This window comes from Lysinibacillus sp. 10T31, from assembly GCF_056394365.1.
In genome coordinates this window covers 1-15,526 of sequence record NZ_JBFTHS010000030.1, presented here as the reverse complement: position 1 = coordinate 15,526, position 15,526 = coordinate 1, and the positions used below count along the sequence as shown (strand labels likewise).

Here is a 15,526-nt window from a genome sequence, read left to right as displayed (position 1 = left end):
TAATATTTTGCGATGATGTGCTTTCTTGTTGTTTTGCTGAATTTTGTTGGCGGTAGTATTATGGTTTGAACAGTAAAAGAAAGCTATTTTTTAACTTCTTTCAGAGAGTGTTTAAACATCCGCTGAAATAGAGGAACTTAGTCTAAGAACGCCACGTCCTGTGGTAACGACTGAGTAACCAACATCTTGCCGCTTCGCTTTCGCACAGATAAAACACGTTGCTGACTCTACGTTAGCACTGTGCTACACAAAAAAACATCTGGCGCTGACGTTTCGCTTTCGCGAAAAAACATCTGCAGGTCTAAGCACAAAGCCGATTCCGGACGCAATTTTGCCGAGGCATAATTGATATGACAGCGTTTAAAACAATCCTGTGAAAGTGCTCGGGTAGAGGAAGAAATCTCTCAGGTACTCAGTAAAAGTACTAGAGAAACAGAAAGAACTGCTCAAGAAGCAGGTTAAACCTCGAATGTTTTGAAAAACGACTGCTCTGCTTGTACTAAAACAAGAACCTTTAACAGCAAATATTTCATAAGTGTTAAAGTAATGAAAATATTGATTTTACGATGAATGGATGGGTACGATGTCCAATTTAATGAAAGGTACCGCGATATTAACAATGGGAATGTTTTTATCGAAGGTGCTCGGATTAATTTATATTTTTCCGTTTTATGCGATTGTAGGTGAGGAAAATGTTGCCCTCTATCAATATGCATATATTCCCTACTCGATTATGCTAGCAGTAGCCATCTCAGGTGCGCCAATTGCTGTATCCAAGTTTGTTTCTAAATACAATGCAATGGGTGATTATCAATCAGGCCGCAAACTTATGAAATCAGGCATACTTATAATGCTGTGTACGGGGTTAGCGGCGTTTATTTTCCTTTTTGCGCTAGCTACGCCAATAGCGGGGCTTGTTATTAAAAGTGATGATCAGGCATTTACGGTAGAGCAAATAGCTTCGGTTATTCGTTGGGTTAGCTTTGCGTTAATTGTCGTGCCATTTATGAGTCTCTGGCGTGGATTTTTCCAAGGCTATGACAAAATGGAGCCTACAGCGATTTCTCAGTTAGTTGAGCAAATTGTTCGTATTGTTGTGTTATTGGGTGGTTCATTCTTAGTTGTAGTAGTTTTCAAAGGGAAACCAGAAACAGCTGTTTCCTTTGCAGTATTTGCTGCCTTTATTGGGGCAATTGGTGGGTTGCTAGTACTTTATTATTATTGGAAGAAATATCAACCTGAATTTGATTTACTACGCAGTCAAAGTGTGACGTCTACACAGCTACCAATGTCCAACATATATAAAGAAGTAATTACGTATTCAATTCCAATGGTATTTGTAGGCGTAGCCAATCCGTTGTTCCAATTAGTAGATATGCTAACATTTAATGGAGCTATGATATCTATAGGCTTAGCGGAAGTAACGGATAAGTATTTATCAATGATTAACTTTACAACACAGAAGGTTGTCATTATCCCAGTAATGTTAGCTACAGGTTTTTCGTCGGCACTAGTACCGACGATTACAAAGTACTTTACGCAAGGTGAATATTTATCGCTACGACATGCAATGGATAAAACATATCAAATATTAATTTTTATTACATTGCCTGCGGTAGTTGGAATTTCATTATTATCGAATGAAATTTACTTTATGCTCTATACTGAAAGCGAGATGGGGGCTATGATTTTAGCCCATTATGCACCTGTTGCTATTTTATTTGCATTATTCCAAGTGACAGCAGCTCTTTTACAGGGCATTGACTTCCAAAAGTGGATTGTCCTAAGCTTATTAACTGGAATTTTAGTCAAGCTTGCAATTAACATTCCTTTAATTCGTTGGATGGAGGCAGATGGCGCACTTCTTGCTACAGCTATTGGCTATAGTGTTTCAATTATCATTAATATGCTTGTGCTACGAAAAACACTGAACTACAAATCAGAAATGGTTATTCGTCGTGTCATGCTCATTTCTCTTTTGACAGCGGCAATGGCGGTAAGTGTCCTAATCGTTCATAAACTTTTAGTGTTATTAATGGGACCAGTAAGTGGTAAATTCTCTGCATTAGTTTATTCTGTTATTTGTGCTGGAGTCGGTGTAGCGGTATATGGCTATTTGTCTTTACGCCTAGGCTTAGCACAAAAGCTTCTCGGTGAACGATTGACAAGAATTACGAACAAACTGGGAATTAAATAGGAGGTACTAATGCGTTTAGATAAATTACTGTCGAATATGGGTTACGGGTCACGCAAGGAAGTTAAGCAGCTTCTAAAGCAAAAAGCAGTGACAGTAGATGGCGCATATGCGAAGGATGCAGCATTACATGTTGATCCTGACAAGCAGGAGATCTCCGTATTTGGTGAACGTGTGAACTATACAGAATTTGTATACTTTATGATGAATAAGCCTCCTGGAGTTATTTCTGCAACGGAAGATTTACGAGATGAAACCGTCATCGATTTGTTAGATCCTTTACATCAACATTTCCAACCATTCCCTGTAGGTCGCCTAGATAAAGATACAGAGGGATTATTGTTGATAACAAATGATGGCATATTAGCACATAATTTATTGTCTCCTAAGAAACATGTGCCGAAGATTTACTATGCACAAATAGAAGGAATTGTGACAGAGGAAGATTGTGAGAAATTTGCTCAAGGTGTTGAGTTAGACGATGGTTATGTAACAAAGCCAGGAGAGCTCATCATATTAAAATCTGCTCAGCAATCAGAAATTGAGTTAACGATTCAAGAAGGTAAGTTTCATCAGGTGAAGCGTATGTTTGAGGCTGTTGGTAAACGTGTAACGTATTTAAAACGCCTATCTATGGGTAGCCTAAAGCTAGATGACAGTTTAGAATTGGGAGAATATCGAGAATTAACGGCTGAAGAGCTTGCCTGCATACAAAATAGGGATTAAAGAGTTCCTCGATACTAACGATGATTAGTATCGAGGCATTTTTTATATACATACTTATACCAATAATTGTATAATTGGTATAACTTTTGGTGAAAAGCCATTTAGTCTATCGTACTCATAAATCTCTAAATGTTTCAGAAAATATGATGGTGAAAATAAGTAGAGGACAAGTTAATGAAAAACCTAAGAATTAAATTATTAATATCTTTAATTGCCTTTGCATTAATACTCGTCGCTGTAATCTCTTATGTGAATAGGCAAATACTTACTGAGGATATAAAAAAACAAGAAGTCATGAATAGAACATTAATTGAAAATCATATTCTGACAGATATGCAATCTGTAGATAATGCACATTTTTATTTTGATAAAAATCTCTCTGACAAAATGGAAGGAGTACTACGAAAACTAATTGCTTATTATAAAGAAAATCCATATATAGCGAAGTGGGATTTACAGAAAATAAAAAGCGAAAATGGAATGGATGTGTACATACTCGACCAATCAAATACCGTAATTTATACAACTTTTGAAAAAGATAAAGGTTTAAATTTTTCTCAATGTTGCCACCGTTTTTCTACTTTACTAGACAAACGTCGAGCAAGTGGGCAATATTACACTGACGGTATAGATATTTCAACAACGACTGGGGGATATCGAAAATTTGGCTATTTAGCAACGCCTGACAAGAAATATTTATTCGAGGTAGGTATAGACTTACTTGAAGATCCTGTATTCCAAACTTTTAACTTCGCCAAGACTGCTGACTATCTAATTGATAAATATGATGATTTGTTAGAAGTACAAACGATAAATGCGGGAGGGGTTTTCTTTAATGATTCTAAATCTCGTGATATCACTGTAAATGATCAATCGAAAATGTTTAAAGAGCATTTTGAGCTAGCCAGAAAAACGATGAAGCCAACGGAATATCAAAAGGAGTTTAAAAATGGTTATATTGAAAGGCACCGTTTTTTACCATACGAAGCTGAAGCGGTTCGAGGAGAATCCTCTAAAAGAGTGGTATATGTGAAATATGGTAATTTCACAGAAATAAGAGCGCTAACTAAAAATACAAAGCAGTTTCGAGTTTTGCTTGGTATTGCCTTAGTAACTTCTTTCATCATGTTATTAGTCATCAACAAACTCCTTTCCAAAACGATTCATCTTGCAACATATGATCCTTTAACAAATGTTTATAATCGTGCTACCTATATTAGAAAAATGGATAAGTTATTAAGACAAAGGAAGACGAATCAACCTGGTTTATTACTGTTAGATTTAGATAATTTTAAACAAGTAAATGATCAGTATGGACATGTTGAAGGTGATAAAATTCTGATTGAAACAGCAAGAACTTTAATACAAGAAGTAGGAAAAAATGGATTTGTCGTAAGATTTGGTGGAGATGAATTTGCAATTGTTTTATATGATACGAAGGATGAACATATGGAAAAATTAGCGAATTCTATTTTAGAGAAAATTCATCACTTGAAGTATGAGGATAAAGTTTCTATTGATAGATGGTCTGTACTTTCAGTCAGTATGGGTGGTGCTATTTGCATTCATCCAGATGAGTCAGAAAGAAGTTTATTTGAGCGTGCAGATAAGGCGTTGTATCAATCGAAAAATGCTGGTAAAGACCAATACACCAGTTATGTAGAGGCTCCTGCTAATGAAGAAAGCTAAAACCACTTCAAATTTTTAAGGATAAAACTATATGCTCGCTCCATTTCTATCTGTGAGTCCAAGCAAGAAGTTAAAGCCTCCGGAGGCAATTATGCCGAGGCATAATTGATATGCTTGAGATTTGCTTATAGAAATGGAGCGATTTTTTGTCTGAAGTTAAATCCCGTAAAAGCCTTATTATTCATTTTATTGGGCTACGCTTTCGCGCAAAAACATCTGCTTGGGCCCTAGCGGCTCATCGGACGACCCCAGGAAAGCGCAGTCGGAAGGGAAATCAACCACACGTTATGGTGATGAGCACTTTATTCCTGTTGCGGCTTAAACTTTGATCTATAAAATATACAACTGCATAAAACTAGAACAGCTATGACCGGAAACATTGCGTTCATATAATGTGTTAGCAACCACCCACCAATAATTGGTCCAATAAAGCCCCCTAAATTTTTAAATTGAGCTGCTCCTAAATAGGTTCCCTTTTGTGTATCGGGCGCAATTTCATCAATCATGACATTCATAGTCGGAAAGGCAAAAATTTCACCAATCGTGAATATAATCATAGCAATAATATATAACGGATAGTTATTTGAGAAGCCGAATAATAAAAGACCAAACGCGAAAAACAGAATCCCTACTAATAGAGTAGCTGTCGATGAAAAACGTTCTGAAAGTATACTGATTGGTAATTGTAGTAATAACACAACTGCTGCATTTAGCGAGATAAGTAGAGAATATAGCTTGGTACCATCTTCAATTTTAAGTTCAATGATTTGTGGCAATGTTGAATCAAATTGAGAGTAGCCAATATTTATTAAAATTGCCCCAAAAATAAAGCTTAGTAGTACACGATTTGTTAATAGAATCGTAAAGGTTTGCAGTATTTTAGTTGGTGTTGAAGCTTTTGGTTGTTGCATTTCATAGCGATTTAAAACGAAAAATAAAAATACGGCGTAAATAATATACATAGTCCCTGTCAGCATGAATGGAATACTTGGGCTGGACAATTGAGAAATATAAACACCAATAATAGGACCGATAACAGCGGCGATGTTAATGGCTGTGTAACGAAACGAAAATAATCTTTTTCGTTTGTCAGCAGGAGTAAAATCAATCATTAATGCCTGTGTTGAGGGTTCGAAGAAGGAGCGACATAAGCCATTAAGGGCGTTCAATGCAACAAAGAACCAAATCGTTTGTGCTGTTGCAAAGCCAAAGAACACAATGCTCCAAACTATAATGGTAAGCAAAATGACGTTTTTTCTACCAAATCGGTCAGTTAAATAACCACCAAAGAACCCTCCTACAGTGGAGATTAACGGTGCAATACCAATTGTCAAACCTATCTGTAAAGGGGATGCTTCAATCTCATTATGTAAGTAAATTGCTAAAAAGGGCATCGCCATAAAACTTGCAATACGTGTGAAAATGGTTCCCCCTAAAATAATCCAAACTAGCGGATGAAACAATTTGGAAAGTTTCATAGAATCCTCCTCTCAAAATGTAGAATGTTTCGATTTTAACGGATTGTTAATCAATTGTAAATAGTCAAAAAACATTTGAAAGTAACGCTGAGAAAACGAATGTTATAAAAATACATGAACTGTTAGCAAATAAAGGGTTTTGCATAAATAAGGTTCATCACCATAACGTGTTGTTGATTTCCGTTCCGACTAGGCGCTTTGTTGCTGTCGCTACGCTTTCGCACAGAGCAAAGCTTCCTGGGGGCGTCCGATGAGCCGCTTGGGGCAACAGATGTTTTTTGCGCGAAAGCGTAGTGCAACGTAGCGGCAGCCAGGATGTTGGTCACGAAGGTGTTATCACAGGATGTGATGATTTTAGCCTTCGTTCCTCTATCGCTGATCCCCAAGGAGTCGCCCAGTCGGAACGAAGATCAACTTATATACATGGCATACTTTTAAAATAATGTTATCCTCAATTTTTGATGATGAATACCATAAATAATGAATTTCATGATTAGTGGAAATAAAAGTAATCGCAATCTTTTGAGAGGTAATTTACTTGGAAGTTTGAGAAATTGTGAGGAATCAAAAAATAGTAGAAAACAAAAAAAGAATGACCACGACGAAAGGTCATTCTTTTCCCATACAAAATGCTTTACGTGTTACACGTAAAAACTAAGACGTCAATTTTACTTTTTTCTTCGTCGTTGTCCATTTGCCTCGACTTGGACTCATCACCAAATCGTTAAAGGCTAACACGTTCAAATCTCTTTGAACGGTGCGAGGAGTGATACTAAACTCTTCGACTAAATCCTGTGTAGACACGGTTCCTTTGTCTAAAATAAACATGTACACGTCTTTAATACGATTAAGCATTCGATCAGTAGTTGGTTTCATAAATGAACCACTCCTTCATCTTAATTCTCTTGGCAAAGACTAGCGGACGACAATATGTGCGGAGTGCACTTAGGCTTATAAGTAGCTGCCTTAGACATCCCCTTTTCTAATTTTATATTCAGAAAAATTATTCTGATAACTTCATTATATAGAAAAGCTAGTCAATTTTCTAGTGAATGCAAGGGAAATTTACAATTAAGACATAAAATTTTCACTGTATTTTGTGGGAATAAGTGAAATACGTGCTATATGTGGTAGTGTTCAAAGTAAGATTTAGAAAAGTTGTCAGGAAGATGATTGTAATTTATGTTGTAAAGAGTAGAATAATGTTAATACATTGAAGGAGGTACATCGTATGGATTGGTTACAAGCTGCAAAGGAAAGGCAAGATGAATTGATACAAGAGTTACAGGAGCTTGTGCAAATTAATAGTGTTCTCGATGAAAATACGATCACTACTGAAGTACCTTTTGGTGATGGTCCACTAAAGGCTCTTGAATGGTTATTAGCAAAGGGCCAAGCTGAAGGACTGCAAACTAAAAATATTGATAATTATGCAGGTCACATACAGATGGGTGAAGGCGATGATTTATTAGGTATTTTATGTCATGTTGACGTAGTACCAGTTGGTGATGAAACAGATTGGACATACCCACCCTTTAGCGGCACTGTAGCAGATGGCAAGCTATTTGCTCGTGGCGCAATAGATGATAAAGGCCCAACAATTGCGGCATGGATGGCCATGAAACTTGTCAAAGATGCAGGCATTGAGCTTAATAAAAGAATACGTATGATTATTGGAACGGATGAAGAAACAGGCTTCCGCTGTGTCGACCACTATTTTAAACATGAGGAAATGCCGACGATTGGATTTGCACCAGATGCGGATTTCCCGCTCATCAATGCTGAAAAAGGCATTGCAGAGCTAGTGTTCTCTCAAAATAAAACAGGCGATGCTTCGAAAGAACAGCTATTACTATTTAATGCTGGAAAGCGACCAAATATGGTACCTGATTTTGCAAAAGCAACAGTACAGTTTGTTTCCCCACAGTTCGAACAGAATTTTCACACATTTTTAAGCAAAAATCAGCTAGAAGGCTCTTTATTAATCGAGGGTTCTCGCTATATAATAACTATCAAAGGTAAGGCAGCCCATGCAATGGAGCCGGAAAAAGGTGTCAATGCAGCTGTTTATCTTACAGCATTTTTACAACAAGAGTTGACGACAGAGGCAAGTAAACAATTTGTCGACTTTACCGCAGATGTTTTTTATCAAGATCATTATGGCAACAAGCTTGATTTACAATTTGAGGACGAAATGTCTGGTAAAACTACATTGAATCCAGGCATTGTAACTTATGATGTGGCTAAAGGTGGCAGCATGGTAATTAGCATGCGCTATTCTGTCACATATCCTTTTGATGAAAAAATCACGGAAGCACAACGCTTAGCTGTGGCAAAAGGATTTTCATTGGATATTCAAGATGACTCAAAGCCTCATTATGTAAGCGAGGACGATGCATTTATCCAAACTTTAGCAGATATTTATAGACGTCAAACTGGAGATTATGAAACGCCTTTACTTTCTACAGGTGGTGGTACGTATGCACGTGTGATGAAAAAAGGTGTGGCATTTGGCATGCTGTTCCCGGGTGAACCTGACGTAGCGCATCGTGCGGATGAGTTTGTCGTTATTGAAAATCTCATAAAAGCAACAGCTATTTATGCTGAAGCAATTGTTGAACTTGCAGGAAACAAATAAATTAGATATGAAAAGGATGAACGAAACATGGCATATTCATTATGGAATGATCAAATCGTTGAAGAAGGATCAATTGCAATATCTCAAGAAGACAGAGGTTACCAATTTGGTGACGGTATTTATGAAGTAATTAAAGTTTATAACGGAAACATGTTCACAGCACAAGAACACATTGATCGTTTCTATGCGAGTGCCGAAAAAATTCGTCTTGTCATTCCTTATACTAAAGACGTATTACACAAATTATTACATGAACTTATCGAAAAAAATAATTTGGAAACGGGTCATGTTTACTTCCAAATTACACGTGGTACAACTTCGCGCAACCATATTTTCCCTGATGCAAGTGTTCCAGCTGTATTAACAGGGAATGTTAAAGCTGGCGAGCGTTCATATGAAAACTTTGAAAAAGGTGTTAAGGCTACCTTCGTAGAGGATATTCGCTGGTTACGTTGTGACATTAAATCATTAAATTTATTAGGTGCTGTATTGGCAAAACAGGAAGCATCTGAAAAAGGCTGCTACGAAGCTATTTTACATCGTGGTGACATCGTAACTGAATGTTCATCAGCAAATGTTTACGGCATTAAAGATGGTAAGCTTTATACACACCCTGCAAATAACTTCATTTTAAACGGAATTACACGCCAAGTTATTTTGAAATGTGCTGAGGAAATTAATTTACCAGTTATTGAAGAACCAATGACGAAGGCTGATGTATTAACAATGGATGAGGTAATTGTGTCATCTGTATCTTCTGAAGTAACACCTGTTATCGATGTTGATGGAAACAAAATTGGTGCTGGAGTTCCGGGTGAATGGACTCGTAAATTACAGCAAGTATTCGAAGCGAAATTACCCCTTTCTATTAATACGAAATAAATAAATCATTTAGAGAACTACCTTGAATTTGGGTAGTTCTCTTTTTCTATAGAGCAAATTATGGATGTTTTATCCTGAAACGTCATGTAAAATAAATAAGATGACTACAAAATAATTACTATCGGAATTTAAAGTAAAAGAGCATATGTCGATGTAATGAATGCAAATGTCTATTTATCTTCATTAAGTAATGGTATTTGTGGCGAAAGCAAAGCAACAACTGTTTTCTGTGCGAAAGCGAAGCGGCAGCAACAAATGTTTTATGTCTGTGCGAAAGCGAAGCGGCAGCAACAACTGTTTTATGTCTGTGCGAAAGCGAAGCGGCAGCAACAACTGTTTTCTGTGCGAAAGCGAAGCGACAGCAACAAATGTTTTATGTCTGTGCGAAAGCGAAGCGGCAGCAACAACAACTACAATTACGCCAAGGAGAAAATTGATACTTCGGTTTGCTTTCCAAGCAGTAGTGGGGAAATTAGCAAATTAGATATAGAGTGAGTAAGATTGGAGTGACCTTAACATGGCACAATTGGTGAAATTACAAGATTATATTTCACGCTATCAAATTGATTTAGCGAGATATCCGACACAATTTGTACGCTTAAAGAAAAGTCAATGGGAGCGTGTTAAGCGACAGTGGGAGCTAGGAGAAGAAATTAGTGAATGGCAACATACCGACGACGATTCAGAAAATGATTCCTTCGCAGAAAAAGAGAGATTCTCTTTATTTAAAAAAATATTTGCAGGTCGTCAGAAGGAAGAAAATGAGGACGTTGAACAGATAGAAATATCGAATGAACTAGTGAGTGATGAAGATATTATACCAGAAGAAGAAACGACTTTAATTTTTGAACCAAAAATTGTCTATGCACCACAATCTATTCATGAATTAAAACGAATGTTTATCGATCAATTTTTCCATTTCCAAATGAAATGGGCAAGTTCAACATTACGTGAAAAATCGTATGTAGACCCTCGTTTTATGCGTGACCCCTTGTTGCGAAATTTATTACAAAAATTACCAGATAATTATTTACTTTTTTACTATCCTATTTTGCAAATTAGAAAAGCACCCATAGAACTTGATGTCGTACTAATGTCACCGACAGAATGTATTTGTATAACAGTGCTAGAAGCAGAAAATCAAGCCGTTTATGTGGGAGGTAGTGAGCGATTCTGGATTAAAAAAGTAGGGACGAAGGATTCAAAAGTCCTTAATCCAATGATAAGTTTAAATCGCATGGAGTCTGTATTAACTCAATTATTTATGCAGGAAAATATAAGTATGCCGATTCGCAAGGTTATTTTAACACAGAATGGCTATTTCGATTATCCAGGGTCACCTTACGGAATTCAATTTGTTGATCGTCGAAATTATGGGGAGTGGATGGAGCATTTAAAGAAAGTATCCTCTCCTATGAAGCATATGCAAATTCGTGCTTCTCAAACAATTTTAAACAACGTACAAACAACATCCTTTAATCGAGATATTTGGAAGCAATCTTCTCAGCCAGCAGGAGACTAATGAATGCAAGTGTTATTTATTGTAAATGAAGCAGCAGGGCACGGCAAAGGTAAGAAAGTTTGGCATCAACTTCAACAGCATTTAACAATGAACTATGAAGTCGCCTATACAGAATATGAGGGGCATGGACAGGAACTTGCAAGAAATTGGGCGCAAGATGCTCAAACAAAAAAATTAATTGTTATTGTTGGCGGTGACGGCACAATACATGAGGTTGTTAGTGGCGTTGTACATAATAAATTTATAGTTATTGGTGTAGTTCGTGCTGGATCTGGCAATGATTTCGCACGATACTTTACTACATTTCAAAATGCTAATCAAATTGAAAGCTATATACAAAGAGAAATGGCTAACCTTCCAATGAATGTTGGTGTCGTTCAATTTGGAGATCAGCAGCACGAAATATTTGTCAATAATGCTGGTGTGGGCTTTGATGCATTTGTCACAAAGCGTATTAATAAATCCCGTTTAAAGTTTTATCTCAATAAAATAGGGCTCGGTAAGCTATCCTATGCTGCGGCTGTTGTAAGAGGGCTATTTAGCTTTAGATGCTTTGATGTAACTATTCGTACAAACAATCAAGAATGGCAATTTAAGCAGGCATGGTTTGTTGCGATGAGCAATCAACCTTATTTCGGAGGGGGGATGAAAATTTCCCCATCTTCTAAACCTGATGATGGACAAGTCGAAATAACAATCGTTCACGGTATTTCACGACTTAAATTGCTACTAGTTTTTGTCACGGTGTTTTTTGAAAAGCATACAAAATTTAAAGAGATTACTTTTTTACAAGGCAATCAATTTAATATTTTCGTGCACGCAAATAACGTTGATGCTCATACGGATGGTAATTATATCGGAGAAATTAAAGAGGGAATGTGGATTCATTGTACAGTGCAACGTGAGGCTTGGCAGGTTATATCAAAAAGTCAGTGAAAAAATGGAATTTCGCAATAATTTCATGCGAATTTTATGGTAATACGTTATACTATAAAAAATTAATAATTTCACGAGAAAGAAATGAGGAAAAAAATTGAGATTAAGAAATAAGCCTTGGGCGGAGGAAATGATTACGAATCATCCAGAGGTGATTGTTCCAAATCCTGAAGACTTTAAAGGGAATTGGCAGGCTGTTTTCGGAAATGACAACCCATTACATATTGAAGTAGGTACTGGGAAAGGTCAATTTGTCACAGGTATGGCCTTACAAAATCCGGATATAAATTATATTGGCATCGAGCTTTATGACAGTGTAATTGTTTGTGCATTAGAAAAAATTTTAGAGGCTAAATCTCCAGCGAATTTACGATTATTAAAAGTAAATGGCGCAGATTTATATAAATATTTTGGGAAAAATGATGTAGAGCGTGTGTATCTGAATTTCTCAGATCCTTGGCCGAAAACGCGCCATGCTAAGCGACGTTTAATGCACGGGGATTTTTTGAAATTATATGAGTCGATTTTAGTGGATGAGGGGGAAATCCATTTTAAAACGGACAACCGTGGTTTGTTTGAGTATTCATTAATGAGTATGTCTGAATATGGTATGTTACTTAAGTATGTATCACTCGACCTACATGCGAATATGCCTGAGGATAATGTTATGACTGAATATGAGCAGAAATTTTCTGCTAAAGGACAGCCAATTTATCGTCTAGAATCGCAATTCTTTACTAAATAGGGGGAGTATGGATGGATGAGTTAAAGTTTCACAAAATGTCATTATCATGGCTAAACGGGGGTGTCACTTGCCTTGATGGCGGTGCAATGTTTGGTGTTGTACCAAAACCACTTTGGTCACGCAAATATCCAGTCAACGAAAAAAATCAAATCGAGTTACCAACTGAACCAATATTAATTCAGTATGAAGGTAAAAACTATATTGTTGATACAGGCGTTGGCTTTAACAAATTAAATGAAAAACAGCTACGTAACTTTGGGGTTACTGAGGAATCAACATTAGCGGCTAGCTTACAGGAGCTAGGATTAACAACAGCTGATATTGATGTAGTATTAATGACGCATTTACATTTTGACCATGCTGGCGGTCTAACGCAATGGGAAGATGATGTACTTGTACCAACATTTCCGAATGCAAAAATCTTTGTAACGAAAATCGAGTGGGATGAAATGCGTGAGCCAAATATTCGCTCGAAAAATACGTATTGGAAAGAAAACTGGGAGCCAGTTCAGCACTTAATTGAAACGTATGAAGGTACGTTAGAAGTAGCTCCTGGGATTGAAATGATCCATACGGGTGGTCATAGTGATGGACATGCCATTATAAAATTGACTCAAAATGGCGAGGTATTATTGCATATGGCGGATATTATGCCGACACATGCACATCAAAATCCATTATGGGTTTTAGCGTATGACGATTATCCAATGACGAGTGTCTATGCGAAGGAACGTATAATGAAAGAAGCACTTGCGAATGGCTACGGCTTTATCTTCTACCATGATGCGTATTACCGCATGATTAAATGGGATGAAACAGGTAAAGAAATTGTAGATAAGTTAGAACGTAGCAGACAAGCTGTTATTACATTCTAATTAATAGAACGTGTGAACCTTATGTGTTCGCACGTTTTTTATTATGTTTTCATATATAAAAGCAATTGTTGCTGTCGCACAGGTAAAACATTGCTGAAATTTTGTTTTATTACTATAAATTAGAGTGACAAGTCGTAAGATACATTCTATGTGAAAAGGTTGATTGGAGTGGAGGCTGGGCGACTCCTTGGGGATCAGCGTCACAGATGAGACCCTGGAGCGAGCAACGCGAGTGAAGCGGCTCATCGGACGCCCCCAGGAAGCTTTGCTCTGTGCGAAAGCGAAGCGTCAGCAACAAAGCGCCAAGCCGGAACGGAAATCAACCAGACCTTATGGTGAAGAGCTTAATTATCTTTACCCCATTTTTTTGACACTTTTTTCGTGAACATCTTGGAAAGTATGATACACTAAAATCTATACTAAAACACAAAAGAGAGTTGAAATATACATGGCAACTGAACAACCATTTTTACCAGTATTACTAGGATCAGATATGAATGCATATGGTATGGCACGTGCATTTTATGAGGCATATGGTATTAAACCACTTGTATTAGGACGTTCACATTTAACGGCAACGCAAGATAGTCATATCATAAATTTCGAAGAGATTGATCGCTTAAATGAACAGGATGTATTTGCACCTGCACTTGCAAAGGTCGCAAAAAAATATTCTGATAAAAAACTACTGTTGTTAGCTTGTGGAGATGATTATGCAAAGCTTATTATCAAAAATAAGCCAGCATTGCAGGAGCATTTTACAGTACCATACATTGATGAATCACTTATGGATGAAATTTTATTAAAAGAAAATTTCTATAAAATGTGTGATAAGTACGATTTTAAATATCCAGGTACGACGACTGTAACAGCAGACAATTACGAAAACTTTACACCACCATTTGAGTACCCAATTATTTTAAAGGCATCTAACTCTGTGGAATACTGGGCATGTAAATTCCCAGGTAAGAAAAAAGTTTTCGTTGCACATGATGAAGCGGAAAAAACAGCTATTTTAAAAGCAATCTATAGCTCAACTTATCAGGATACAATGATTATTCAAGAATTCATTCCAGGTGATGATTCGTACATGCGTGTATTAAATGCGTATGTAGGGAAAGATGGCAAAGTGAAGCTAATGTGTCTAGGAAACCCAATCTTAGAAGAGCATTCACCTGAAGGAATCGGTAGTTATGCAGCGATTGTTACAACATACGATAAAGAATTAATGGATCAAGTACGTTTCTTCTTAGAGGACATCGGTTATACAGGCTTTGCTAACTTCGATATGAAATACGATATGCGTGACAAACAGTATAAGTTGTTTGAAATTAACTTACGTAATGGTCGTTCTAGTTATTATGTAACAGCAAGTGGTCATAATTTAATGAAATATGTAGCTGATGACCATATGTTAAATATTGAACAGGAAGTAACTTATGTTCAGGACAAGCATTTATGGATGATCATTCCTAAGGGCGTTCTTTTCAAATATGCATCAAATGAAAAGCTTAAGCTAGAGGCGAAAAAATTAATTCGTGAAGGGAAATATACAAACTCTCTTTACTTTAATCAAGATATGAATGCGAAGCGTTGGGTGAAACTAACGTTAAATAATTTAAATTATTATCGAAAATATAAAAAGTACTTCAACAATAAAGGATTGACTGAGTAAAACAAAGAAGCCATCTCAAATTAAAGTGTACCCTTTGTAAAGGACATTTTGAAAAAAAGCTAGGCGACTTTTTGAAGCTGCTGTCTGTATTTTGCAGGCGGCAGCTTTTTCAAGTTCCATTGCCCTCGATAATGGTTGTAATACATCATATAACTTTTCACTTCTC

Annotated in this window: 14 protein-coding genes; 12 read left to right on the top strand and 2 right to left on the bottom strand. The window is 36.7% G+C overall.

The window, feature by feature from the left end; genetic code table 11:
• The first annotated feature begins 583 nt into the window (after positions 1–583).
• The 3 genes from AC1DCY_RS17355 to AC1DCY_RS17345 all read left to right on the top strand — a co-directional run bounded on the left by AC1DCY_RS17355 (position 584) and on the right by AC1DCY_RS17345 (position 4,609).
• Positions 584–2,197: a putative polysaccharide biosynthesis protein gene (locus tag AC1DCY_RS17355; RefSeq protein WP_477352150.1), complete on the top strand. Its 1,614-nt coding sequence runs from the start codon at positions 584–586 to the stop codon at positions 2,195–2,197.
• A 9-nt stretch (positions 2,198–2,206) separates the two neighbouring features.
• The gene (locus tag AC1DCY_RS17350; RefSeq protein WP_477352148.1) at positions 2,207–2,920 is read left to right on the top strand and encodes a pseudouridine synthase; all 714 of its coding nucleotides are present in this window, start codon (positions 2,207–2,209) and stop codon (positions 2,918–2,920) included.
• A 174-nt stretch (positions 2,921–3,094) separates the two neighbouring features.
• Positions 3,095–4,609: a GGDEF domain-containing protein gene (locus AC1DCY_RS17345; protein WP_477352146.1), complete on the top strand. Its 1,515-nt coding sequence runs from the start codon at positions 3,095–3,097 to the stop codon at positions 4,607–4,609.
• A 302-nt stretch (positions 4,610–4,911) separates the two neighbouring features.
• Here the strand turns inward: AC1DCY_RS17345 and AC1DCY_RS17340 are convergent, their stop codons facing one another.
• Both AC1DCY_RS17340 and AC1DCY_RS17335 read right to left on the bottom strand, forming a co-directional pair.
• The gene (locus AC1DCY_RS17340; RefSeq protein WP_477352144.1) at positions 4,912–6,087 is read right to left on the bottom strand and encodes an MDR family MFS transporter; all 1,176 of its coding nucleotides are present in this window, start codon (positions 6,085–6,087) and stop codon (positions 4,912–4,914) included.
• A 654-nt stretch (positions 6,088–6,741) separates the two neighbouring features.
• Complete coding sequence (locus tag AC1DCY_RS17335) at positions 6,742–6,963, bottom strand: DeoR family transcriptional regulator (RefSeq protein WP_049667439.1); 222 nt, start codon at positions 6,961–6,963, stop codon at positions 6,742–6,744.
• 355 nt (positions 6,964–7,318) lie between these two features.
• Between AC1DCY_RS17335 and pepV the strand changes: the two genes are divergently transcribed.
• From pepV to AC1DCY_RS17290, 9 genes are all read left to right on the top strand, one after another.
• Complete coding sequence (pepV, locus tag AC1DCY_RS17330; protein ID WP_477352142.1) at positions 7,319–8,725, top strand: dipeptidase PepV; 1,407 nt, start codon at positions 7,319–7,321, stop codon at positions 8,723–8,725.
• 27 nt (positions 8,726–8,752) lie between these two features.
• Complete coding sequence (gene dat, locus AC1DCY_RS17325; RefSeq protein WP_477352140.1) at positions 8,753–9,607, top strand: D-amino-acid transaminase; 855 nt, start codon at positions 8,753–8,755, stop codon at positions 9,605–9,607.
• Positions 9,608–9,763: 156 nt separating this feature from the next.
• Positions 9,764–10,102: a hypothetical protein gene (locus AC1DCY_RS17320; protein WP_477352138.1), complete on the top strand. Its 339-nt coding sequence runs from the start codon at positions 9,764–9,766 to the stop codon at positions 10,100–10,102.
• 22 nt (positions 10,103–10,124) lie between these two features.
• Complete coding sequence (locus AC1DCY_RS17315) at positions 10,125–11,129, top strand: nuclease-related domain-containing protein (protein ID WP_477352136.1); 1,005 nt, start codon at positions 10,125–10,127, stop codon at positions 11,127–11,129.
• 3 nt (positions 11,130–11,132) lie between these two features.
• Positions 11,133–12,065, top strand: coding sequence for a diacylglycerol/lipid kinase family protein (locus AC1DCY_RS17310; RefSeq protein WP_477352134.1), 933 nt, complete (start codon positions 11,133–11,135; stop codon positions 12,063–12,065).
• 97 nt (positions 12,066–12,162) lie between these two features.
• Positions 12,163–12,810: a tRNA (guanosine(46)-N7)-methyltransferase TrmB gene (gene trmB, locus AC1DCY_RS17305; protein ID WP_477352132.1), complete on the top strand. Its 648-nt coding sequence runs from the start codon at positions 12,163–12,165 to the stop codon at positions 12,808–12,810.
• Positions 12,811–12,821: 11 nt separating this feature from the next.
• The gene (locus AC1DCY_RS17300; protein WP_477352130.1) at positions 12,822–13,685 is read left to right on the top strand and encodes a YtnP family quorum-quenching lactonase; all 864 of its coding nucleotides are present in this window, start codon (positions 12,822–12,824) and stop codon (positions 13,683–13,685) included.
• 187 nt (positions 13,686–13,872) lie between these two features.
• The gene (locus tag AC1DCY_RS17295; protein WP_477352128.1) at positions 13,873–14,070 is read left to right on the top strand and encodes a hypothetical protein; all 198 of its coding nucleotides are present in this window, start codon (positions 13,873–13,875) and stop codon (positions 14,068–14,070) included.
• A 63-nt stretch (positions 14,071–14,133) separates the two neighbouring features.
• Positions 14,134–15,360 (top strand): carboxylate--amine ligase, encoded by a 1,227-nt coding sequence (locus AC1DCY_RS17290; RefSeq protein WP_477352127.1) that lies wholly within the window; start codon positions 14,134–14,136, stop codon positions 15,358–15,360.
• The last annotated feature ends 166 nt before the right edge of the window (positions 15,361–15,526 follow it).